Origin of the sequence: Microbacterium hydrocarbonoxydans (genome assembly GCF_000956475.1) — a bacterium.
Taxonomy (GTDB): Bacteria; Actinomycetota; Actinomycetes; order Actinomycetales; family Microbacteriaceae; genus Microbacterium; species Microbacterium hydrocarbonoxydans_A.
The window spans coordinates 339094-360502 of the sequence record NZ_JYJB01000009.1 but is presented as its reverse complement, the minus strand read 5'-3'; the positions used below and the strand labels follow the sequence as shown (position 1 = coordinate 360502).

21 protein-coding genes are annotated in these 21409 nt (G+C 69.0%); 11 read left to right on the top strand and 10 right to left on the bottom strand.

Annotated elements, in window-relative coordinates; all coding sequences use genetic code 11:
* Positions 1-131 precede the first annotated feature (131 nt).
* The 3 genes from RS84_RS10875 to RS84_RS10865 form a co-directional block, all read right to left on the bottom strand.
* Entirely contained in the window at positions 132-1265 is a 1134-nt protein-coding gene (locus RS84_RS10875) for a cation diffusion facilitator family transporter (protein WP_045257798.1), read from the bottom strand.
* Positions 1266-1341: 76 nt separating this feature from the next.
* Positions 1342-2586 (bottom strand): MFS transporter, encoded by a 1245-nt coding sequence (locus RS84_RS10870; protein ID WP_045257797.1) that lies wholly within the window; start codon positions 2584-2586, stop codon positions 1342-1344.
* On the bottom strand, positions 2583-2960 hold the full coding sequence (locus tag RS84_RS10865) for an ArsR/SmtB family transcription factor (RefSeq protein WP_082062144.1): 378 nt from the start codon (positions 2958-2960) through the stop codon (positions 2583-2585). The genes RS84_RS10870 and RS84_RS10865 overlap by 4 nt, the downstream gene beginning before the upstream one ends.
* Positions 2961-3076: 116 nt before the next feature.
* Here RS84_RS10865 and RS84_RS10860 point away from each other — a divergent pair, with 116 nt between their 5' ends.
* The gene (locus tag RS84_RS10860; protein ID WP_045257795.1) at positions 3077-3427 is read left to right on the top strand and encodes an ArsR/SmtB family transcription factor; all 351 of its coding nucleotides are present in this window, start codon (positions 3077-3079) and stop codon (positions 3425-3427) included.
* 288 nt (positions 3428-3715) lie between these two features.
* On the opposite strand, the gene RS84_RS10855 is transcribed toward RS84_RS10860, so the two are convergent.
* Positions 3716-4474 (bottom strand): TetR/AcrR family transcriptional regulator, encoded by a 759-nt coding sequence (locus RS84_RS10855; RefSeq protein WP_045257794.1) that lies wholly within the window; start codon positions 4472-4474, stop codon positions 3716-3718.
* A gap of 69 nt (positions 4475-4543) precedes the next feature.
* On the opposite strand from RS84_RS10855, the gene RS84_RS10850 reads away from it, so the two are divergent.
* The 6 genes from RS84_RS10850 (at position 4544) to hrpB (ending at position 12149) form a co-directional block, all read left to right on the top strand.
* Entirely contained in the window at positions 4544-4939 is a 396-nt protein-coding gene (locus RS84_RS10850; RefSeq protein WP_045257793.1) for a VOC family protein, read from the top strand.
* Between the two features lie 113 nt (positions 4940-5052).
* Entirely contained in the window at positions 5053-5508 is a 456-nt protein-coding gene (locus tag RS84_RS10845; protein ID WP_045257792.1) for a MarR family winged helix-turn-helix transcriptional regulator, read from the top strand.
* A gap of 63 nt (positions 5509-5571) precedes the next feature.
* Positions 5572-6918: an HNH endonuclease gene (locus RS84_RS10840; RefSeq protein WP_045257791.1), complete on the top strand. Its 1347-nt coding sequence runs from the start codon at positions 5572-5574 to the stop codon at positions 6916-6918.
* A gap of 501 nt (positions 6919-7419) precedes the next feature.
* The gene (locus tag RS84_RS10835; protein ID WP_045257790.1) at positions 7420-9003 is read left to right on the top strand and encodes an SPFH domain-containing protein; all 1584 of its coding nucleotides are present in this window, start codon (positions 7420-7422) and stop codon (positions 9001-9003) included.
* Between the two features lie 63 nt (positions 9004-9066).
* Complete coding sequence (locus RS84_RS19180; RefSeq protein ID WP_045257789.1) at positions 9067-9600, top strand: hypothetical protein; 534 nt, start codon at positions 9067-9069, stop codon at positions 9598-9600.
* A complete protein-coding gene (gene hrpB / locus RS84_RS10825) occupies positions 9597-12149 on the top strand; it encodes an ATP-dependent helicase HrpB (RefSeq protein WP_045257788.1) in 2553 nt (850 codons plus the stop codon). Before RS84_RS19180 ends, hrpB begins: the two co-directional genes overlap by 4 nt.
* 33 nt (positions 12150-12182) lie before the next feature.
* Here hrpB and RS84_RS10820 read toward each other — a convergent pair whose 3' ends face one another.
* The 5 genes from RS84_RS10820 to RS84_RS10800 form a co-directional block, all read right to left on the bottom strand.
* The gene (locus RS84_RS10820) at positions 12183-12917 is read right to left on the bottom strand and encodes an ABC transporter permease (RefSeq protein WP_045257787.1); all 735 of its coding nucleotides are present in this window, start codon (positions 12915-12917) and stop codon (positions 12183-12185) included.
* A complete protein-coding gene (locus RS84_RS10815; RefSeq protein ID WP_045258123.1) occupies positions 12914-13672 on the bottom strand; it encodes an ABC transporter ATP-binding protein in 759 nt (252 codons plus the stop codon). Before RS84_RS10815 ends, RS84_RS10820 begins: the two co-directional genes overlap by 4 nt.
* Before the next feature lie 135 nt (positions 13673-13807).
* Positions 13808-14404: a TetR family transcriptional regulator gene (locus tag RS84_RS10810; RefSeq protein ID WP_045257786.1), complete on the bottom strand. Its 597-nt coding sequence runs from the start codon at positions 14402-14404 to the stop codon at positions 13808-13810.
* A 21-nt stretch (positions 14405-14425) separates the two neighbouring features.
* Positions 14426-15181: an AAA family ATPase gene (locus RS84_RS10805; RefSeq protein WP_052676329.1), complete on the bottom strand. Its 756-nt coding sequence runs from the start codon at positions 15179-15181 to the stop codon at positions 14426-14428.
* A 28-nt stretch (positions 15182-15209) separates the two neighbouring features.
* Positions 15210-16727: an L-serine ammonia-lyase, iron-sulfur-dependent, subunit alpha gene (locus RS84_RS10800; RefSeq protein WP_045257784.1), complete on the bottom strand. Its 1518-nt coding sequence runs from the start codon at positions 16725-16727 to the stop codon at positions 15210-15212.
* A 97-nt stretch (positions 16728-16824) separates the two neighbouring features.
* On the opposite strand from RS84_RS10800, the gene RS84_RS10795 reads away from it, so the two are divergent.
* From RS84_RS10795 to RS84_RS10785, 3 genes are all read left to right on the top strand, one after another.
* Positions 16825-17316, top strand: a complete 492-nt coding sequence (locus tag RS84_RS10795) for a carboxymuconolactone decarboxylase family protein (RefSeq protein WP_052676328.1) — start codon at positions 16825-16827, stop codon at positions 17314-17316.
* Between the two features lie 17 nt (positions 17317-17333).
* The gene (locus RS84_RS10790) at positions 17334-18173 is read left to right on the top strand and encodes a sigma-70 family RNA polymerase sigma factor (RefSeq protein WP_045257783.1); all 840 of its coding nucleotides are present in this window, start codon (positions 17334-17336) and stop codon (positions 18171-18173) included.
* A gap of 87 nt (positions 18174-18260) precedes the next feature.
* Positions 18261-18572: a hypothetical protein gene (locus RS84_RS10785; RefSeq protein WP_200892015.1), complete on the top strand. Its 312-nt coding sequence runs from the start codon at positions 18261-18263 to the stop codon at positions 18570-18572.
* Between the two features lie 64 nt (positions 18573-18636).
* Here RS84_RS10785 and RS84_RS10780 read toward each other — a convergent pair whose 3' ends face one another.
* Positions 18637-20361, bottom strand: coding sequence for an L-aspartate oxidase (locus tag RS84_RS10780; RefSeq protein ID WP_045258120.1), 1725 nt, complete (start codon positions 20359-20361; stop codon positions 18637-18639).
* 71 nt (positions 20362-20432) lie between these two features.
* Here RS84_RS10780 and RS84_RS10775 point away from each other — a divergent pair, with 71 nt between their 5' ends.
* Entirely contained in the window at positions 20433-21362 is a 930-nt protein-coding gene (locus tag RS84_RS10775) for a LysR family transcriptional regulator (protein WP_045257782.1), read from the top strand.
* The last annotated feature ends 47 nt before the right edge of the window (positions 21363-21409 follow it).

The window sequence follows — 21409 nt, the reverse complement described above, 5'->3', positions numbered from 1 at the left end:
GCGGAGAAGACAGATCCGACGGGACGGCGCGTGATCGTCTCTCAGCCTTATGGCGTCGGCACTCTCACTGTCTCGGAGGGTCACATCGAACCCGTCGCACGCCGCATGATTCGAGAGTACCGAGATCGATGTCATCCCGCCGTGTCGCCATGGCCAGTCCGACGGAGAACCGTGTCGGCTGCGCGGACACGGATGTTCATGACGTCGACGTTGGGCATGTGGTCTCGCACAGCCCTCTCGACCGCAGCGGCGATCTCGTCGGCTTCGCGGAGGGGGACGTCGGGGACCCGGATGAGTGCGTCACCCTCGAGTCTGTGGCCAGACCAGCGCAGCCTGAGCTGCTCGACCGCCTGCACATCCTCGACATGCTCGATGGCGTGCCGGGCCCGGTCGACGAGCTCGGGCTCGATGCCGTCCATGAGTCGGCGGCCGATCGATCGGACTGTGCCGATGAGCAGGACGAAGATCGCGACGGAGATCACCAGGCCGACGATGGGGTCCGCGAGCGGGAATCCGAGAAGCACGCCGATACCGCCGAAGACGACAGCAAGGGACGTGAAGCCGTCTGTACGCGCGTGCACGCCGTCGGCGACGAGGGCGGCGGAGCCGATCCTCCGTCCGACGCGGATGCGGTAGATCGCGACCGCCTCGTTGCCGAGGAATCCGATGACGCCGGCAGCGATCACCCAGCCGATGTTCGTGAGCGGCTGGGGATGGAAGATGCGAGCGATCGACTGCCAGGCTGCGACGACCGCGGAGAGAAGGACCACGGCGACGATGAACAGTCCGGCCAGATCCTCGGCACGATTGAAGCCGAAGGTATACCGCCGCGTTGCGGCGCGGCGGCCGAGGACGAACGCGACCCACAGCGGGATCGCGGTGAGAGCATCCGAGAAGTTGTGGATGGTGTCTGCGAGCAGGGCGACGGAACCGCTGATCACCACGACGATCGCCTGCAGGATCGTGGTGATCAGCAGGAGGACGAGGCTGATGACGAGTGCGCGGACCCCTTCCTTGCTCGCCTCCATCGCGTCGTCGATCGAGTCGGCGGCGTCGTGCGAGTGCGGGACGAACAAGCCGTAGAAGAATCCCTTGATCCCGGTCGGATGCGAGTGCCCGTGATCGCCGTGACCGTGGTCGTGGAGGTGGTCGTGGTCGGCGCTCTGCTCGCGATCGTCGTGCCGATGATCGTGCTGATGCTGATCCGAGGCTCCATGATCGTGCCGGGTGTGCTCATCGTGGTCGTGGTCCTGGTGTGTGCTCATGAGGTGATTCCTTCGACGATGGTGGCCGGCAACCCCCGCGCATCGAGGCTGCGAGTCGGATCCGGTGGGGCAAAGATCATCGTCCGACTCCTTCCGGGGCGGGCTGCGATGCAGTGAGCGCGTCGGCATGCCGCCAGGTGAACGTCGCGATGACGGCAGCGACCGCGCCGATCGCGGCAAGTGTCATGGCAGCCGCCCACATGCCCCAGGTCGCACCGACGACGCCGGCGATGGGGTAGGTGATCATGAAGCTCGCGTGGGAGAGCGAGAACTGCGCGGCGAAAACCGCCGGCCGATTGTCCTCATCGGATGCCCGGCGCAGCAGCCGTGCCGACGGGGTGAGGATGAGCGAGTTCGACGCTCCCAGGAACAGCCAGGTGACCATCAGCAACGGCCAGGTCGCAGGTCCGACTGGCGCGGCGGTGAGGGCGAACGCACCGAGCAGGCCGGCTGGAAGAGCGGCAGAACCAGTGAGCATGACTCGCCGATCCGGAAGCCGGTCCAAGACCGTCGGCAACAGCAGTGCGATGATCATCGACCCCGCCCCGTACGCGGCGAGCAGCAAGGCTACGTCGCTCTGCGGCCTGCCGAGATCTCCCTGCACGAGGACGACGGTGTTCACGATCACCATCGCTGTCGCCGTCGCGACCACGAGGTTCATGGCCAACAGGCTGCGCAACTCCACGGTCTTCAGAAAGACCCGTGCGCCGCGGGTGAGACGGTCGAAGAACGGGACCGGCGCCGCGGGACGGATGGCGGGGAACCGGGTGGCGATGACCAGGACTGCGGAGCCGATGAAACCGACCACGGTCCCGACGAACAGGTTGTTGTAGCTGATCACCGTGAGCAGCGCTGCGGCGAGCACCGGGCTCACCAACGACTCCAGGTCGTAAGCGAGACGGGACAGCGACAGCGCCCGCGTGTACTCCCGTTCATCCGGGAGGACTTCCGGGATGACGGCCTGGAACGTCGGTGTGAACGTTGCCGACGCGGATTGCAGCAGGAAGATCAGCAGGTAGATCTGCCAAGCCTCGGTGACGAACAGAAGCGAGACCGCGACGACCGCACGTGTGAGATCCGCGGCGATGAGAAGGGTCTTGCGAGGGATGCGGGCAGTGATCGCGACCATCACGGGCGAAACGGCGACATAGGCGACCATCTTGATCGTCAGGGCGGTGCCCACGACGATGCCCGCATCGCCACCGGCGATGTCGAAGGCGAGGAGGCCCAATGCGACGGTGAGCAGACCGGTGCCGACGAGCGCGATCACCTGGGCGCTGAACAGCTTGGCATACACGGCGTTGCGCAGGACGGAGATCATGAGGTGCTCATTCGGGATCGTGACAGGTGGGAGTCGTGGTGGTGTGCAGGCCTGGCCTCGACGCTGTGCTCGGCTTGGAAGATCGCATCGATGGCGAGACGACGGGCATGCTCATTCGCGAGCCGGTAGAACACGCGAGTGCCGTCCTGTCGTGCGGCGACCATCTTCGACAGTCGCAGCCGCGCCAGATGCTGGGAGACCGACGCCGGGGACTTGTCGACGATGTCCGCAAGATGGTTCACCGACAGTTCGTCATCCCGCAGCGCGAGGATGATCTGCAGTCGCGTGGGGTCGGACAGGATCGCGAACATCTCGGCGGCCACCTGCACCAGGTGACTGTCCGACGTGAAGGTGCATTCATTATCTGCATGCATACGCAGATTATTACATACCAGACAGCGGGCGCACTTGCGACTGAGGACCGGGCTCCGGAAAGGTCGACGGTGTTGCCGTCCGCTACGTGCCGGACGAGTCACGGGAGAATAAGACCATGGACACACCAGACGAGACCTGCGCCGCTCATCCCGACAGCAGCTACGTCGAACTCGCCGTCGAGGTGTTCGGCATGCTCGCGGACGCGACCCGAGTGCGGCTGATCCTCGCCCTCCGTAACGGCGAGCAGGCGGTCAACGACCTCGCGGCCGCCATCGGGAAGTCACCCACAGCCGTGTCCCAGCATCTCGCGAAGCTCCGTCTCACCCGTATCGTCACCACCCGCCACGAAGGAACCCGGGTCTTCTACCGGCTCGTCGACGAGCATGCCGTCAACCTCGTCGATGAAGCACTGAAGCAGGCCGAGCACGCAATCGGGACACCTCACCACCATCAGACGGCACGCTGACATCGACACCTCACGCCCTCACGGACGCAGATGTTCTTCGAGGCGGCCAGATCACTGCAGATTCGTCATGCCGAAAGCAGAGCATCTCGAAGATTTCCGTGACCAAACCGTTGCATTCGTTACCGCCCCGTTATAGAGTGATCGCACGGTGAATGTTTGCTGTGGCATCCACCTCATGTGATTGCAGGACACTCTTGGTGCAAGGGACAAGGGCCGGTCGGAAGCCTCTCCGACCGGCCCTTTACTTGCGTCGGCGAAGAACCGCCCGCCCGAGCAGACTCATCGCGATCAGCGCGCGATGAGCACTGCGAGTCCGTCGAGCACCCGTTCCAGGCCGAACTCCCAGGCATGCCGAGCCGACCACGCGGCGCCCTGCGCGTTCCCGGCGGCTGCGCCGATCCGCGCCGCGCGAGGGTAGACCGCGGGGTCCAGTGCGCGCGCGAGTATCGCCTGATTGGCGTCCCACCATTGCGCATCCGTCATCGCCGTGTCCGTCGTCGCGCGCTCGGCGTCATGTACAGAACGGCAATGCGACTGCACGAATCCGAGAAGGAAGGTCAGCGCCGCATCGACCTCGACATCGTCCAGCCCGGCGTCGTCGAAGGCGGAGAGCTCGTGTTCGTACTTCGCCATCACCCCCGGCCCCAGCGGCGGACGACTGAGCGCTGCGATCTCGGTCATCCACGAGTGCGCCATGAGCAGTGCCCTGTTGCTCTCGGCCACCGCGATGACACGATCCCTCCAGGTTTCACCGCCCCACGGCATCCGCCCCATCCGCAGGTACAGGGCATCGACCATGAGGTCGAGCAGTTCCGGCTTGCCAGGAACGTAGGTGTACACCGACATGGTCGATACGCCGACGCGCTCGGCGACGGCCCGCATGGTCACAGCGCCGAGTCCGCTCTCATCGGCGATCGACAGCGATGCGTCGATGATCTGGGTCGTGGTGATCGATCGGCTCGGTCCCTTGCGAGGCACGGAGGGCTCACCCCACAGCAGAGCGAGGGTTCTGCTGGGTTGGCCGCCGCCGGTCCGCTCGAAGCTCACGGGAATGATCTTGCCACATCTGTGTTGTACGCATTACATTGTACGACGTACAGACTATCGAGGAGTCGCATGAACATCACCGCATCCGCCATCTCTCTCAACGTTCCCGATGTCGAAGCCTCCGCGCGATGGGCGGAGCAGCACCTGGGCTTCACCGTCGCCATGGCCGCAGAGGGCTTCAGCTCCCTGACCCGCCCGGATGCCGGAATCAACCTCATCTACCTGCGCACCGGTCTGCCGACGTTCAAGCCCCGGGCGCAGGCAGCATCGGCATCAGGCCTGCTCGTCGTGTTCACGGTGGACGGCATCGACGACGAGTACCTGCGGCTGCAGGATGAAGGCGTAGACATCGTCACTCCGATCGAGACGGAGCCCTGGGGTGAGCGCTACTTCCAGATGAGCGACCCCAACGGCGTCATCTACCAGCTGGTGCAGTGGATGACGGCGTCACACGACCAGGGCTGAGCTCGCGGGTCGGCGGGGCGCCCGCCGACCCGCAGTCGGCCCCGGAAACCCACGCTCGGGGTGGCGTGGCGACTGCCCGCGCGGCGTCCGCGAGTGCCAGTACGCTGTTCTCCATGACCGATCGCAAGCTCGCCCTCGAGGCCTGGGAGAGCCTCTTCCGCGCGCAGCACGAGCTGTTCGACGAGATGGTGAAGGACTTCGACGACGCCCACCTCTCGCAGGCCGAGTACGACGTGCTGCTCACGGCGACTCGCTCCCCCGGCATGACCGCACGGCTCCGCGACGTCACCAGCAACATGCTGATCAGCCAGCCCAGCGTCTCGCGCCTGATCGACCGGATGGTCTCGCGCGGCCTGATCTCCAAATGCCCCGATCCCGAAGACGGTCGGGGCGCGCTGGTCAAGGCGACGGATGCCGGCGCACGAGCGTTCCGCGCACTCGCAACCGTTCACGGCCGCTCCATCGCCGAGCGGATGTCACGGCTCGACAACGAGGAACTGCGCCTGCTGCGCGACCTGGCGGAGAAGCTGCGCACCGGTTCGTCACCAGGTTCGACTTACGATCAGTAAGTAGTCTCCACATTCTCGAAAGTATCTTCGACACCACAAGCGGTGGGGACGTAGCCTGGATCCATGTCCCCGCACCTGGATCCGCTGCACGAGGCGCTCGCCCGCCTCGACTCCCTGTGGACGGATGCCGGTGACGCGGAAGACTTCAGCCGGGCTCAGCTTGTGGAGGCCAACGACGCGCTGGGGATGATGCGCCGGCTCGTCGACGCCCTGCACGCGGAGGTCGCCGCCGGTATAGCCCGCGAGTCCCGGCCCGAGCTCGGCCCCGGGTCGCTCGCGAAACAGCAGGGATTCCGCACCCCCGCACAGCTGATCGCGACGGCTGGGGGCACTTCGTCCGGTGATGCCTCGCGGCTGGTGAAGGTCGGCGAAGCGACCGCACCTCGTAGCGATCTGCTGGGCGGGCCCCGGCCGGCTCGCTATCCGGCCGTACGACAGGCGGTCGTCTCAGGCGCTCTTCACACGACCGCTGCCGCCCTCATCATCGCTCTCCTCGACAGGGCCCGTCTCAGGACCGACCTCACTCAGATCGATGAAGCCGAGAAGCTTCTGGCCGACAAGGCCGCAAACCTGTCGCTCGACGACGTGCGGAGGCTGCTCACACGCGCAGAGGCCTGGCTCGACCCCGACGGCGTCGCGTCGCGCGAAGAAGAGGCGAGATCTCGACGTTCGCTGACGATGTTCGAGCGAGACGGCTGCTTGCACCTCAGCGCCGTCCTCGACATCGAGTCGGGAGCGTCGATCCGTGCCGCCATAGCCGGGTACGTGAACTCGGCGTTCGGTGCACGCAAGGACGCAGTCGATCCCGGCGCGCCGGACGCCGACCACCGCACCGTGGCGATGCTCCAGGCCGATGCTCTGAGCACGATCTGCGCTCACGCCCTCGGCTGCGACAACCACGCTCCGGCTCTCGCCGGCGCGACGGTGGTCGTGCGCGTTCATCTCGACGACCTGACGGCTGGCACCGGATTCGGCACCGTCGACGGCGTCGACACCCCCGTCAGCATCGCGACAGTGCGCCGGATGGCCGCTTCAGGAGGAGTGATCCCCTGCGTGCTCGGCTCGGCCGGGGAGGTCCTCGACTGGGGTAGGGAGCGGCGCCTGTTCACGAAGGCGCAGCGGCTCGCCCTCGCCGAGCGCGACGGCGGCTGCGCTATGTGCGGTCTGCCACCGGACATGACGAAGGCTCATCACATTGCGTGGTGGCAGCGCGACGCCGGGCCGACCGACCTCAGCAACGGCGTGCTGCTCTGCGAGAGCTGCCACCATCGCATTCACGACAACGGCTGGGAGATCCGGATCGACGGTGCCGGCGCGGCCTCCCGGGTGTGGTTCATACCGCCGCCATACGTCGACGCCGCACGTACGCCGCGACTCGGCGGGCTCGCCCGCTACACTCTCGCTGCCTGAGCCTGAGCCTGAGCCTGAGCCTGAGCCTGAGCCTGAGGAACGATGCTGTATTTTCTTGACGCCCTGCCGCAGGCTCGGCGCCCTATCGGAGCTCGCCGCACCATACCGGGAATCCCCCGTACCCCTGTTCCCCGCGGTAGGTCGACAGGGCGCAGGTCCCGCAATCGTCGCGTGAGCTTGCGCACAGTCGGGTCTCAGCGCGAGTCACTCGCCATGCACCATGACGGCTGAGAGGGCGACATCACGAGACCGCGAAGCCGAGGACTCGCAAGCCCGCGACGTGGCGAACAGCGGGCAGTACGAGCGCCGACCTCGGGTTCGCCCCGGCGGTCTGACGCCTCGCCACGAACCGCAATCAGGAATCAGCAAACAGCGCGCCTGGCGGGTACCTCTCCCCGTGCACCGATACATCGAATCTGGCAGGGTGGAGAGCGCATGCGTCTGCGCGTCCGCGCAGACGACTCGGACCGCCCCCCTCGGGGGGAACCAGGGAGGTCATCCATGGAGATCGCCGGAGCTATCGGCATCCTCATCATCGTCGGCATCGCGATCGTCGCCGTCATCGTCGTTCTGCTCATCCTGCTGCTGTTCGCACGCAGCTGGATCAAGGTCGCCCGCGCCGACGAGGCCCTGGTCATCTCAGGGCGCAAGCAGAAGGTGCAGCGCACCGTCATCTCCGCTGACGGCACGACTCGCGGCGAGACGGAGGAGTCTCCCGTCACGGTGATCGTGAACGGCAAGTCGCTCGTCAACCCGATCACGCAGCGCCACGAGATCATCTCCCTGCGCTCGCGCCAGGTCTCCCTGAACGCCGAGGCGCAGTCGCTGGACAGCGTCACCCTCAACGTCGACGGCGTCGCGATCGTGAAGATCGGATCCGACCCCCTCTACGTGCGCCGCGCCGCAGAGCGCTTCGCCTCGCAGGACAAGGCCATCGAGCAGTTCACCACCGAGCAGCTCGAAGGTGCGCTGCGCGGCATCGTGGCGACGCTGTCGGTCGTCGAGCTGATGCGCGAGCGCAAGAAGTTCTCCGACCAGATCGCCGCAGACGTCTCTCAGGAGCTCGCCGAGCAGGGCCTGATCCTCGACTCGTTCCAGATCAAGGGCATCACCGACAAGGTCGGCTACATCCAGTCGCTCGGCGCCCCCGAGATCCAGGCGAAGCGCCAGGCCGCCGAGATCTCGCAGACGAACGCCGACCGCGCGATCAACCAGAAGAACATCGCGAACCAGGAAGCGAACCTGATCGAGCAGACCGCGCTCGACACGAACACCGCCAACGCGAACGCCGGCATCGGCCGTGCGCGCGCCGAAGCCGAGCAGGCCGAGAACCTCGCCCGCGAGCAGGCCCAGCAGGCCGTCCTGCAGCAGCAGGCCGAGAACCGCCAGGCGCAGCTCGATGCCGACGTGAAGCGCGTCGCAGACGCGCAGCGGTACGAGGCCGAGACTCGCGCCCAGGCCGAGCTCTACACCCGCGAGAAGGCGGCAGAGGCCGCGGCGATCGAGCAGGTCAAGCAGGCAGAGGCGCGCACCCGCATCGCCGAGCAGCAGGCCCAGGCGGACAAGGCCAAGGCCGCCGGTGAGGCCGCCGCCGCGATCGCCCGTGCGACCGGTGAGGCCGACGCCCTGCGCGCTCAGGCCGAGGCCGAGTCGCAGGCCCGCCGTCTGCGTGCGAACGCAGAGGCCGACGCGATCCGCGCAGAGGGCGAGGCACGAGCCGCCGCCGTCGAGGCGGAGGCCAAGGCCATCGCCTCCAACCAGGACGCGTTCCTGTCGCAGCGCGTGCTCGACGTGCTGCCGTCGATCATGGCCGAATTCGCGAAGGGCTACTCGACGATCGGCAGCGTGTCGATCATCGGCGGCTCCGGCGACGGCGCGTCCGACCTCGTCGGCGCCGACAGCGCCAAGGCGCTGAAGTCGGTCTTCGACAGCGTCAGCTCGGCGACCGGACTCGACCTCGCATCGATCATCCAGGGCCAGGCCGTCGGACGCGGCATCGGCGACGGGATCGCGGCTGCCACCCCGCCTGTGGTCCGGCAGCCGAACCCGACCACTCCCCCGCCGCCCGCGGCCGAATCGGAGTGACCTTCTGACGGGGCCGTCCTGCATTCGTGCAGGACGGCCCCGTGCTTTTCGTAGACTCGACGCATGACGATGCCCTACCAGTACCCGTACGCAGTGTTCACCGGTGCGTACGGCGACACCACCACCGGCGGCTGGTACGAAGCCCGCGCAGAGGTGAGCAACGGCTACGTGACCCTGTGGGTCGCCTCCGGCGGCGGCTGGGCGCAGCAGTTCAGCGTGCCGGCGCAGCAGGTCACCGTGAAGTCGGCCGCGCAGCGCATCACCCTCGTGGTGCAGGGGCGCAGCTACCCTATTCTCGCGAAGCCCGCCGCGGTCGGGCGCGCGATCGCGTACGGCGCCGCCAGCACGTACGCCGAGGCCTTCGACAGGCCGGTCTTCGAGGCCGGCGTCGATGTCGGACGCGGTGTGAATCAGGCGGCGGCCGGAGCGGCCTTCAGCTCTCAGGGCGGCCCCGAGTTCATCGCCGCCGCCCGGGCATCCGGCGCTCAGGTCTCACGCCTCGGCTACGGGGCCATCGCCGCCATCGGATGCGGCGGCGGGGCGCTCGTCGTGATCGTGGTGGTCTTCGTCACGGTGATGACCTTCAGCCTGAGATGACCGTCGGCGCCTTCGACCTCGTCTCGATCGGCGACCGCCTCTCCTTCGCCGGCGCCCTCGACCAGGTCTCCGCGGCGCTCGACACCAGTGCTGCCGTGGTCGTGAGCGCGCCACCGGGTACGGGCAAGACCACACTGGTCCCGCCTCTGCTCGCGAACCGCTCGCGCGGGCGCGTCATCGTCACGCAGCCCCGCCGCGTCGCAGCACGAGCGGCCGCCCGTCGTCTCGCACAGCTCGACGGCACATCGCTGGGAGACCGTGTCGGCTTCACAGTCCGCGGCGAGCGCGCGGTCAGCGCGCAGACCCGCATCGAGTTCGTCACCGCCGGCGTGCTGCTGCGACGGATGCTGGACGACCCAGGTCTCGACGGCGTGGATGCCGTGGTCATCGACGAGGTGCACGAGAGGGCACTCGAGACCGACCTTCTGATCGGGCTGCTGTCGGAGGTGCGCGAGCTGCGCGACGACCTGGTGCTCGTCACGATGTCGGCGACGCTCGATGCCGAGCGCATCGCGACCGTCATCGGCCCCACGGATCGACCGGCGCCGATCGTCGAGCACGACGTGCCGGCCTTCCCGCTCACCGAGCGCTGGGCGCCGAGTCCTGTGCCGCGCCTCGACGACCGCGGGGTGACCTGGGCGTTCCTCGACCATGTCGCGCGCGTCACGGCATCCGCTGCCCTGGATCTGACCCGCCTGGACCCCACCGCCGACGTGCTCGTGTTCGCCCCCGGTGCCCGCGAGGTGTCGGAGATCGCCCGCCGCGTCCGCGATGCGGCCGGCGGCTTCGATGTGCGTGAGCTGCACGGGCAGATCCCGGCGGCCGAACAGGACGCGGTGATCCGCGGCCGCCGGCCGGACGACCCGGCGCGCATCATCGTCACCACCTCCCTCGCCGAATCGTCGCTCACTGTGCCCGGCGTGCGCCTCGTCGTCGACAGCTGCCTCGCCAGGCGCCCGCAGCGTGACGCCGCACGAGGGATGACCGGCCTCGTCACCTCTGCCGCGCCCCGTTCGTCGTGCGTGCAGCGCGCCGGTCGCGCCACCCGACAGGCCCCCGGCTCCGTCATCCGCTGCGTCGATGAGCGCACGTACGCTGCGGCTCCCGCCCGGCCCGCCCCGGAGATCGCGACGGCCGACCTCGCAGACGCGGCATTGCTCCTCGCATGCTGGGGAGCGCCGGGCGGTACCGGCCTGCGCATGCTCGATCCACTGCCCGCCGACGCTCTCGCGGACGCTCTCGGAGTGCTGCGCGGTCTGGGCGCGATCGACGACGACGGACGAGCGACGGATGCCGGGCGAGCGCTCGCGCGCATCCCGACCGAACCGCGGCTCGCTCGTGCGCTCCGCGACGGCAGTCCTCTCGTCGGAGCCAGGCTGGCGGCGGAGGTCGTCGCCCTGCTGGGAGGCGATCTGCGGATCGCCGATGCCGACGTCGCCCAGGCGCTCGTCGCTCTGCGCGGCGGACGACCGAAGGACGCCAGGCGGTGGCGCAGCGACGCCGACCGGCTCGAGCGCATGATCCCCCCGGCACCCGGTGGGCGCTCCGATCTCGACGGCACCGGCCTCGTGATCGCCCTCGCCTTTCCCGAGCGCATCGCCCGTCGTGTGGAGCACACCGCCGCCGGGGCGACCTTCCAGCTGGCATCCGGAACCCGCGCCGGCGTCACCGGTTCGCTCGCCTCGGTCGAGTGGCTGGCCGTCGCCGACGTCGCCCGCGCCTCGGGTCGCGCGGCGGCGGGATCGGGCGCCGTCATCCGGTCGGCCGCGGCGCTCACCCAGGAGCAGATGGAGCGCGCCGCGAGCCACCTGATCACCGATCGGATCGAAGCGGAGTTCACCGGGGGTCGCGTCCAGGCGCGCCGCGAACGCCGGGTCGGGGCGATCCTCCTCTCCTCGGCGCCGGTCAAGGCGTCGACCGAGGACGGGCGGGATGCCGTGCGCCGGGCGATCCGCCGAGACGGCCTGAGCATGTTCGGCTGGTCGGACACCGCCGACGCTCTGCGACGGCGACTGGCGCTGCTGCACCACGAGCTCGGCGCGCCCTGGCCTGATGTGTCGGACACTGGGCTCCTCGCCGCCCTCGACGCGTGGCTCGCGCCCGAGCTCGACACGCTGGCGGCGGGCACGCCGGCCGGGCGGCTCGACCTGTCATCCGCGCTCCGCCGGCTGCTGCCGTGGCCGGAAGCGGTGCGCTTCGATGACCTCGCGCCGGAGCGGCTCGAGGTGCCGACCGGATCGCGCATCCGCATCGACTACGCCCCGGCAGATGATCCCGCGGCACGCCCCGTCGTGGCTGTGAAGCTGCAGGAGTGCTTCGGGTGGGCCGAGACGCCTCGGCTGGTCGATGGCCGGGTGCCAGTGCTCTTCCACCTGCTCTCGCCCGCGGGCCGTCCGCTCGCCGTCACCGACGACCTGGCCTCGTTCTGGTCGGGTCCGTACGCGCAGGTGCGCGCCGAGATGCGCGGTCGCTACCCCAAGCATCCGTGGCCCGAAGACCCGTGGGCCGCCACCCCCACCCGGCACACGACCCGGCGAGCGCGCGACTGAGCACGCGCTCCTGCGCGGCCTTCCCGGCCCGATCTACCTGGTCCGGCGTCGCAGGGTGAGAGACGCGAGCACGAGAGCGGCGACGGCGAACGCCGCCACCACCAGGAGCGGCCCGTACACGTCGCCGTCCGGATCCCCCGCCGCGACCGCACCGATCGCGTCGATCGCATAGCTCAACGGCAGCCAGTCCGAGATGGCGTGCAGCACGTCGGGCATCTGGTCGCGCGGCATGAAGAGCCCGCCGAGGATGATCTGCGGGAACACGAGCAGCGGCATGAACTGCACGGCTTGGAACTCGGTCGCAGCGTACGCGCTCGCGAGCAGCCCGAGCGCGGTGCCCAGCAGCGCGTCGACGACCGCGACGAGGCCGAGCTGCCACAGCGGGCCGTCGACGTCGAGTCCGCACACCCCCACCGCGAACGACACGGTGACGACGGCCTGCAGCAGCGCCATCAGACCGAATGCGAGCGCATAGCCGAGGATGAAATCGGCCTTGCCGACCGGCGTCGTCATCAGTCGCTCGAGCGTTCCCGAACGACGCTCGCGGAGCGTCGTGATGGAGGTGATCAGGAACATCACGATGAAGGGGAACAGCGCGAGGATCGCTCCGCCGAAGCGATCGAACACGCCGTCCTGATCGCTGAACAGCCAGGCGAACAGCCCCACGAGCAGACTCGGCGCGATCAGCATCAGCGCGATCGAGCGCGGATCGTGGCGAAGCTGCTCGAGCACGCGACCCGCGGTCGCCAGCATCCGTCGCCCGTTCATTCCGATACCTCCCGCCGGGTGCGGCGAGTGGCCCCGTGCGCCTGGCGATCCCTCTCTATCACGGCGAGGAACGCCGCCTCCGGGTCGGCGGTTCCGGTGTCGGCGAGCAGCGCCCGCGGCGTGGTGTCGGCGATGATCCGCCCGTCGCGCATCAGGAGGAGGCGGTCGCAGCGCAGCGCCTCGTCCATCACGTGGCTGGATACCACCATCGTCACCCCGCGATCGGCGAGGCCGCGGAACAGTCCCCACAGCTCGGCCCGCAGCACGGGATCGAGCCCGACGGTCGGCTCGTCGAGCACGATCAGCTCCGGCGTGCCGATGAGCGCCATCGCGAGCGACACTCTGATCGACTGCCCTCCGCTGAGCGATTCGACCAGCTGTCCCGCCTGCGCTCGCAGCCCGACCTCGTCGAGCACGCGGTCGACATCACCGCGGGGCGCTTTCAGCAGACGCGCGAAGTAGGCGAGGTTCTGCCGCACCGTGAGGTCGCCGTACGTCGCCGCTCCCTGCGTGCCGTAGGCGACCCGCTGACGCAGCCGCTTCGTGCCGCCGGCTTCGCCGAGCACGGTCACGGTGCCGTCGGAGATCTTCTGCACCCCGACGATCGCGCGCATGAGGGTCGTCTTTCCGCATCCGGACGGCCCGAGCAGACCGGTGATCTCGCCTCGCGGTATCGCGAGATCGACGCCGTCGAACACCTGTGTCCGGCCTCTTCGCACCCGCAGCTGCGAGATCTCCACCGCCGAGTTATTCATCATGTGATGAATTATGCGCCTGCCGAAGGGCGCGCACAAGAGCCGTGCACGTCGGCGACCTTCGCGCGTCGCGGCGCGTGGACATGCGGGTCCACTTCCGCGCGCCGCAGGGATCGCGAACGGAAGGATGCCGGCTCAGCCGAACAGGTACCGCTGCACGGTCGGCCCGACCCGGGTGACGAGCTCGTCGACGGATGCCGCGGCGAGCGCCGGGAGCTTGATCACATACCGGGCCACGAGCAGTCCCGCGATCTGCGAGGCGACAAGAGTCGCGCGCAGTTCGGCGTCGTCGACGTCGAGCGTGCGTGCGATCCGTCCGATCAGCTCACGCGAGAGGAAGCCTGCGAGCAGAGGCGTGGTGAGCCGGCTCCCGATCGCCGTGCGGATGAGCACCACGCCGCGCCGGCGGACGTCCGGCTTCTCGAATGCCTCGAGCACGTAGCGGACCACGCGCTCCCCCACCAGCTCGCGGGGACCGTTCAGGATGCCGGGCACGTCGATGTCGGGCCGCATGGGAATCCCGACGACCTCTGCGAACAGATCGGCCTTCGTGCCGAAGTAATGGTGCACGAGCGCGGAGTCAACCCCCGCGCGAGCCGCGATCGCGCGGACGGTCGACGCCTCGTATCCCTGCTCGCCGAACTCGTCGACGGCCGCGGCGATGATGCGCTCGCGCGAATCCGTGCCGCCGCGCGGTCGCCCACGCCGCCGCGGCGCGCCCTGCTCGATCATGACCGTCAGCCTACGACCTGCTCAGCCGAGCAGGTGGCGCAGATACCGCGGCGGAGCGTCGAGGAACGACTTCCAGTGCTGCACGAGTTCGAGATCGTGCCACTGCGCCGAGCGGATCCCCCATTCGCCCACCTCCAGGATCCTCGCGCCGGGAAGCGCCGCGAGCACCGGCGAGTGCGTGGCGCACAGCACCTGCCCGCCGTCGTCGACGATCCGCTGCAGCACGGAGATCAGGGAGAGCGTCGAGTTGAACGACAGCGCCGCCTCCGGTTCGTCGAGGCAGTAGAAACCGGGCTCGTCGAACCGGCTGTCCAGGATCGCGAGGAACGACTCACCGTGGCTCATCTCGTGGAAGGAGGCCTCGGGCCCGCTCATCGACGGGTTCTCCTCGAGATACGTGTAGAACGAGTGCATCGTCTCGGCACGCAGAAAGAACCCCCAGCGGTTCGCGCCGACACCGCGCTGCAGACGGATCCACTCCGACAGCGGCGACTCGGTCGGGCGAGTGCTGTGCCTCGCGTTGCGGGAGCCGCCTTCCGGTGAAAGCCCGTAGGCGATCGCGATGCCCTCGACGATGGTCGATTTGCCGCTGCCGTTCTCGCCCACGAGAAAGGTCACGCCCGGCGCGAGGTCGATGCCCTCCCGGAGGACCTGCGCGACGGCGGGAATGCTGGCCGGCCACGTGCTGCTCGGCGCCGGCGCGTCGTCGTTCGGGCGCACCGCCACCACGGGCTGCTCCCGTCGTCGGCGGCTCCCCGGCTTCCAGATCGACTCCATGATCAGACGCTAACCCGAGCCGCGGACGTCAGCACTCGATGACGTTGACCGCGAGGCCGCCCTCGCTGGTCTCCTTGTACTTCGTCGACATGTCGAGGCCGGTCTGCCGCATGGTCTCCACGACAGCGTCGAGCGACACGTAGTGGCTGCCATCGCCGCGCAGCGCGAGGCGTGCCGCGGTCACCGCAGTGGATGCAGCGATCGCGTTGCGCTCGATGCACGGGATCTGCACGAGGCCGCCGATCGGGTCGCAGGTGAGACCGAGGTGATGCTCCATGGCGATCTCGGCGGCGTTCTCGATCTGCCGGTTCGTTCCGCCCATGACGGCGGTGAGTCCGCCTGCGGCCATGGCGCACGCCGATCCGACCTCGGCCTGACACCCGCCCTCGGCGCCGGAGATGGAGGCGTTCGCCTTGAACAGCGACCCCAGAGCCGTGGCGGTGAGCAGGAACCGGCGGATGCCGCGGCGGCGGTTCGCCTCGGCGACGGTGACCGGGTCGTCGCCCTTCGACAGGCTCAGGGACCCAGCCCCGACCGCGACGAGCGAGGCCTCCGCCCCGAAGCCGAGCAGCGCGCTGCCGACGAGCTCGCCATAGGGTGTGACCGCGTTGCCCGCTCCGAGCCCGGAGTCGGCGAGGAAGCGCCACCAGTACATGGCGACGGCGGGCAGGATGCCGGCTGCTCCGTTCGTCGGCGCGGTGACGACCCGTCCGCCCGCGGCGTTCTCCTCGTTGACGGCGAGCGCGAACGCGCCCAGCCATTCGCCCGGCAGCTCGCGGTGCCCGTCGGCCTCCGCCTCCTCGAGCTGGGCGCGGATCACGCCGGCGCGCCGCTTGACCTTGAGCATCCCCGGGAGGACGCCCTCTGCGGACAGCCCCGCCTCGACGCAGCTGGACATCGCGTCCCAGATCGCATCCAGCCCGGCTGCGAGCTCCTGCTCGCTGCGCATCGAGATCTCGTTGCGCTTGGCCAGCTCCGCGATCGTGATCCCGTGCTCATCGCACAGTGCGAGCATCGATGCGGCATCCGCGTAGGAATACGGCAGCCCGCCCGTCGAGAGCGTCGCCTCCTCGCCGTCTCGGCGGATGAACCCGCCGCCGATCGAGTAGTACGTGTCGACCGCGACGATCGCGCCGTCGGCGTCCCAGGCGGTGAGCGTCATCGCATTCGGGTGACCCGGGAGCCGCGTGCGCGGGGCGAAGACGATGTCGTCCTTGGCGAAGCGGATGCCGTGCGTGCCGTTCAGGTCGAGCGTCGCCCCTTCGGGGAAGTCCGTCCATGCCGCGCGTACCTGGGCGGGGTCGCACGTCTCGGGTGACAGTCCGCGGAGTCCGGCGACCACGGCATCCGGCGTCCCGTGCCCGATGCCCGTGGCGCCGAGCGATCCGTACAACGTGCTGCCGACCCGCGCGATGCGGTCGATGCCGCCGGTCGCGGCGAGGCGCCGGGCGAAGTCGAGCGCGGCTCGCATCGGCCCGACCGTGTGGGAACTCGAGGGTCCTACTCCGATGGAGAAGAAGTCGAAGGCCGAGACGTACGCAGTCACCTCTCCAGCTTACGTCCGAACTTTTCTCACCGGATCGGTCACACATCCGGCGCCCCGTTCGTCTCCTCTATAGATCCATCCACGAAGGAGAACCGAGATGACCATCACCACCACCGCATCGTCCGACCTCGTCACACACAAGGCGCGGATGCCGCATCCGGCGTTCCTGCTCGAGGGAGGCATCGATGCGATCAGCGGCGTGAATCGCGCAGCTCAGGCCTCGGGCGTCCCCGAGGAGATCCTGCACCTCGTCTCTCTGCGAGCGAGCCAGATCAACGGCTGCAGCTGGTGCGTCGTCGATCACTCGCGTCAGATCGTCGAGGACGGCGCGGCACCCGAGCGTCTGCACGCGGTCGCCGCGTGGCGCGACGCGCCGTACTTCACCGCGGCCGAGCGCGCAGCGCTCGAGCTCACCGAAGTGCTCACGCGCCTCGCCGACAACCACGATCCCGTGACCGATGAGCTGTGGACCGAGCTGTCGGCGCACTTCGACCGCAAGCAGGTCTCCGGACTGCTGTTCGAGATCGGCGCCATCAACGTCTGGAATCGTCTGAACGCGGCGATCCGACAGCCCGCCGGATCGTTCTGACGGGTAGGTTGCCGAGCATGCAGTCGACACCCCTGGCCGAGGACTTCGAGAGCCACCGTCGCTACCTCACCGCCGTGGCGTACCGCATGCTCGGCTCGCACGCCGATGCCGACGACGCGGTGCAGGAGGCCTGGCTCCGGGTCGCGAAGGCGACGCCGGACGCCGACGATCTGCGCGCCTGGCTGACCAGGGTCGTCAGCCGCATCTGCCTCGACCAGCTGCGCTCTCGCACCCGTCGCCGTGAGAGTCCGCTCGAGCAGATCCCTGACGCCGAGCGCGCTCCCGATCACGACGACCCGGTCGCGCGTGCCGAGAGCGCCGACCGGGTCGGCTACGCGCTCATGCTCGTGCTCGAGCAGCTGAGCCCCGACGAGCGCCTCGCATACGTGCTGCACGATGTGTTCGGCCTCTCGTTCGACGAGGTCGCCCCGCTCGTCGAACGCACGGCCCCTGCTGCGCGCAAGCTCGCGAGCCGGGCGCGCGACCGGGTGCGCGGGGCGGCGCCCGCCGATCCGCAGCAGGCGGCAACCCGCGAACAGCGCCGACGGGTCGTCGACGCCTTCCTCGCTGCGGCCCGCGACGGCGATTTCGCCGGGCTCCTCGCGCTGCTGCATCCCGACGTCGAGTTCCGTCAGGACCTCGGCGCCGACGGCGTCCGCATCCTCCGCGGCGCCGAGAAGGTCGCCTCGAGCGCAGCGGCGTACCACCGCTACGCCAAGGGCTTCGACTTCGAGATCGTCGAGCTCGGCGAGGGCTTCGCCGTCGTCGCGATCGAGGGCGGGATGCCGGTGTCGCTGCTGTTCGTGACCTCCGAGGGCGACACGATCGTGGCGATGGAGACACGCGAGATCGGGTGAAGGCGGACCGGCACCCGTCAACCCCCTGGCCGCCCCCTCGTCGAGGCCGCATGCTGACCGCATCGACCCATGCGAAAGGGGATCATCATGACCGACAGCACGCCCGCACAGGAGCCGGCCGAGCGCGACTCCGAAGCCCGGACGCCGACGCCCTCCCCCGCCTCGGGGCAGGACGCCGGCGAGTTCACTCAGGGGGTGGCCGAGACGCCGGAGCGGGCTGAGTCGCCGGAGGACGCCGACCCGGAGCAGCTGCCGAGCAACGAAGAGCTCGAAGAGCCGAGCACCGAGAAGGAACCGGAGGAGGAGCCCAAAGCTCCCGCACCCGACGACGCCGAACCCGACCACCGAGCAGTCGGCATAGGCGTGATCGACACGCCGGAGTCCGGTCCACAGGAATGAGCTCCGGTCGCAGTTCGTGCCGCCCCGCCGACGGCAGGTGCGGCAGGAACTGCGACCGGAAGGGCTACTCGACGAGCTTTCCCGTCGTGTCGACGTCGCGCATGAGCTCGGCGATCTCGGCGGGGATCGGCGGGATCTCTTCGCGTGTGACGCCCGCAGACGGCGACCACACCAGGTTCACCCGCAACGTGGGATCGAGATCGGGGTAGTCGCTGCGGTTGTGGCATCCGCGGGTCTCGCGCCGCTCCAGGGCCGCCTCGAGCGTGGCCCTGGCGGCCAGCGCCGACGCCTTGAGATCGAAGGCGTGCGCGAGGTCCTGGAAGCCCGCGATATCGGGATGGATGCCGACATCCTCCATCCGCCCTTCGATGAGGTCGAGCTCGGCGAGGCCGGAGCGAAGCCCCTCCTCCGAGCGGACGACGCCGGCGTGGGCGGTCATGGCGTTTCGGATCGCGCGCTGCAATGCCCGCACGTTCTCGTGTCCGTCGGCGGCCAGCAGCTCGTCGATCTCCGCACGAGCCGCGGCCACGGCATCCGCCGACCGGCGCTGGGCATCGAGGCCCGCCGCGTGCGCCATCGCGGCCTGTCCCACAAGGCGCCCGTAGACGAGCAGCTCGATGAGCGAGTTGCCACCCAGGCGGTTGGCCCCGTGAAGTCCGCTCGACGCCTCGCCGATCGCGTACAGCCCCTCGACATCGGTCTGATGGTCCTCCGGGCGCACCCAGACTCCGCCCATCGAGTAGTGCGCCGTCGGGGCGATCTCGATCGGATCGGTCGTGATGTCGAGCATCTGCAGCTCCATCATCGTCTGGTACACCCGCGGCAGGCGGGTCATGATCGTCTCGCGCGGCAGGTGCGACACGTCGAGCCACACTCCGCCGTTCTCGGTTCCGCGGCCCTCGGCGATCTCGGTGTACGCCGCGAGCGCGACGCGGTCACGGGTCGACAGCTCCATGCGCAGCGGGTCGTACTTCGCCATGAACCGCTCGCCGAGCGCGTTGGTGAGGATGCCGCCCTCGCCGCGCGCGGCCTCGGAGATGAGAGTGCCCGCCGCGTTCTCGGGCTCGAGGATCCCGGACGGATGGAACTGCACGAGCTCGGGGTCTCGCAGCCGCGCCCCCGCCTCGACGGCCAGCCGGAACGAGTCGCCGGTGTTCTCGTCCCGACGGGAGGAGGTTCGGCGCCAGATGCGGTTGTGACCGCCTGCGGCGAGGATCACGGCATCCGCATGTATGAGGAAGCGGGTGCCATCGGCCTGATCGAACCCGTAGGCGCCGAACACGACGTTGTCGCGCACGAGCAGACGCGTGATGTAGATGCCGTCGAGGATCGGCACGTCCAGCTCTTCGGCGCGGCGCACGAGCGTGCGCTGGATCTCGAGTCCGGTGTAGTCGCCGGCGAAGGCGGTTCGGCGGAAGGTATGCGCGCCGAAGAACCGCTGCGAGATGCGCCCGTCGTCTTCGCGTGCGAAGTCCATGCCCCAGCGCTCGAGATCGCGGATACCACGTTCCGCACCCTGAGTGACGATCTCGACCGTGTGCGGGTGTGCGAGCAGGTAGCTCTCCTTGATGGTGTCGGCGGCGTGCTGCTGCCAGCTGTCGTCGGCGTCCATGGTGCCGAGAGCGGCGTTGATGCCGCCTGCGGCCAGCGAGGTGTGCGCGTCGCCTCGGGGGCGTTTTCCGACCGCGACGACGTCGATGCCGTGTTCTGCGACCTCGATCGCGGCGCGCAGGCCCGATCCGCCTGTGCCGATGACGAGGACGGTCGTGGAGATCTGACGTTCGTTCATGATGTCCACGCTAAGAACGCGGGGTTCATAACTCCAATGCATAGTCTCGCTTGAGTCGATACACTCTGAACATGAATCTCGAGCAGTTGCGCAGCTTCGTCGAAGTCGCCCGCCTGGGGCACTTCACCCGAGCATCCGAGAGCCTGCATCTCGCCCAGCCCTCGCTGAGCCGGCAGATCTCCACGCTCGAGCGCGAGCTCGGGGCAGAGCTGTTCCAGCGGGCGCGCGGCAACATCTCGCTGACCGCCGCCGGCGAGACGCTGCTCCCCCGGGCACAGCGGATGCTGGCGGAGGCGGAGTCGATCCGGGAGGAGATGGGCGAACTCGCCGGGCTCCGCCGCGGACGCGTGCGCCTGGGCGCACCGCCCACCCTGTGCATCAGCCTCGTCGCCGAGGCGCTCAGTGCGTTCCGAGCCCGGCATCCCGGCGTCGATCTGCATCTCACAGAGAGCGGGTCGCGCCTGCTGGTCGAACAGCTCGCGGTGGGGGCCGTCGACATCGCCCTCATCACCGAGTCCGACGCGCAGCCCGTCTCCGGCGTCAGCCTGACCCGCACTCCTCTTCTCGCCGAAGAGCTCGTCGTCGTGTCATCCGCCTCGGCACCCGCGCTGACACGTGACGAGGTCATCTCTCTCGACCTCCTGGCGACACTGCCCCTGATCGCGTTCGACCACAGCTACTCGTTGCGAGCGACGACGGATGCCGCCTTCCGGGCCGCCGGTCTCACACCGACCATGGTGCTCGAAGGGGCCGAGATGGACGCCGTGCTTCGCTTCGTCGAGCGCGGAGTGGGCGTGGCGGTCGTTCCCGCGATGGTCCTGCTCGATCGCCCGGAGCTGCGCTCGGCGCGTCTGGCCCACCCGTCGATGACCCGCACGATCAGCCTCGCGCATCGCTCGGACGTGACACCCGCTCTCGCCGTCGCCGAGATGCGACGCGCGATCGTGTCGACGGCGGCCGAGGTCGCCCGGCGGGATCCGGCGATCACGAGCCTGCAGTGACCGGACGAGCGCAGGCTTCACGGCAGGTGTTCAGGCCTCTGAGAGCG

What these genes read in the sequence shown, in the direction of transcription:
- RS84_RS10835 (WP_045257790.1), top strand. Translation starts at nt 7,420, where the DNA reads ATGGAGATCGCCGGAGCTATCGGCATCCTCATCATCGTCGGCATCGCG.
- RS84_RS10790 (WP_045257783.1), top strand. Translation starts at nt 17,334, where the DNA reads ATGCAGTCGACACCCCTGGCCGAGGACTTCGAGAGCCACCGTCGCTAC.
- RS84_RS10870 (WP_045257797.1), bottom strand. Translation starts at nt 2,586, where the DNA reads ATGATCTCCGTCCTGCGCAACGCCGTGTATGCCAAGCTGTTCAGCGCC.
- RS84_RS10815 (WP_045258123.1), bottom strand. Translation starts at nt 13,672, where the DNA reads ATGAATAACTCGGCGGTGGAGATCTCGCAGCTGCGGGTGCGAAGAGGC.
- RS84_RS10860 (WP_045257795.1), top strand. Translation starts at nt 3,077, where the DNA reads ATGGACACACCAGACGAGACCTGCGCCGCTCATCCCGACAGCAGCTAC.
- RS84_RS10795 (WP_052676328.1), top strand. Translation starts at nt 16,825, where the DNA reads ATGACCATCACCACCACCGCATCGTCCGACCTCGTCACACACAAGGCG.
- RS84_RS19180 (WP_045257789.1), top strand. Translation starts at nt 9,067, where the DNA reads ATGACGATGCCCTACCAGTACCCGTACGCAGTGTTCACCGGTGCGTAC.
- RS84_RS10875 (WP_045257798.1), bottom strand. Translation starts at nt 1,265, where the DNA reads ATGAGCACACACCAGGACCACGACCACGATGAGCACACCCGGCACGAT.
- RS84_RS10775 (WP_045257782.1), top strand. Translation starts at nt 20,433, where the DNA reads ATGAATCTCGAGCAGTTGCGCAGCTTCGTCGAAGTCGCCCGCCTGGGG.
- RS84_RS10780 (WP_045258120.1), bottom strand. Translation starts at nt 20,361, where the DNA reads ATGAACGAACGTCAGATCTCCACGACCGTCCTCGTCATCGGCACAGGC.
- RS84_RS10865 (WP_082062144.1), bottom strand. Translation starts at nt 2,960, where the DNA reads ATGCATGCAGATAATGAATGCACCTTCACGTCGGACAGTCACCTGGTG.
- RS84_RS10820 (WP_045257787.1), bottom strand. Translation starts at nt 12,917, where the DNA reads ATGAACGGGCGACGGATGCTGGCGACCGCGGGTCGCGTGCTCGAGCAG.
- RS84_RS10840 (WP_045257791.1), top strand. Translation starts at nt 5,572, where the DNA reads ATGTCCCCGCACCTGGATCCGCTGCACGAGGCGCTCGCCCGCCTCGAC.
- RS84_RS10810 (WP_045257786.1), bottom strand. Translation starts at nt 14,404, where the DNA reads ATGATCGAGCAGGGCGCGCCGCGGCGGCGTGGGCGACCGCGCGGCGGC.
- RS84_RS10805 (WP_052676329.1), bottom strand. Translation starts at nt 15,181, where the DNA reads ATGGAGTCGATCTGGAAGCCGGGGAGCCGCCGACGACGGGAGCAGCCC.
- RS84_RS10850 (WP_045257793.1), top strand. Translation starts at nt 4,544, where the DNA reads ATGAACATCACCGCATCCGCCATCTCTCTCAACGTTCCCGATGTCGAA.
- RS84_RS10845 (WP_045257792.1), top strand. Translation starts at nt 5,053, where the DNA reads ATGACCGATCGCAAGCTCGCCCTCGAGGCCTGGGAGAGCCTCTTCCGC.
- RS84_RS10785 (WP_200892015.1), top strand. Translation starts at nt 18,261, where the DNA reads ATGACCGACAGCACGCCCGCACAGGAGCCGGCCGAGCGCGACTCCGAA.
- hrpB (WP_045257788.1), top strand. Translation starts at nt 9,597, where the DNA reads ATGACCGTCGGCGCCTTCGACCTCGTCTCGATCGGCGACCGCCTCTCC.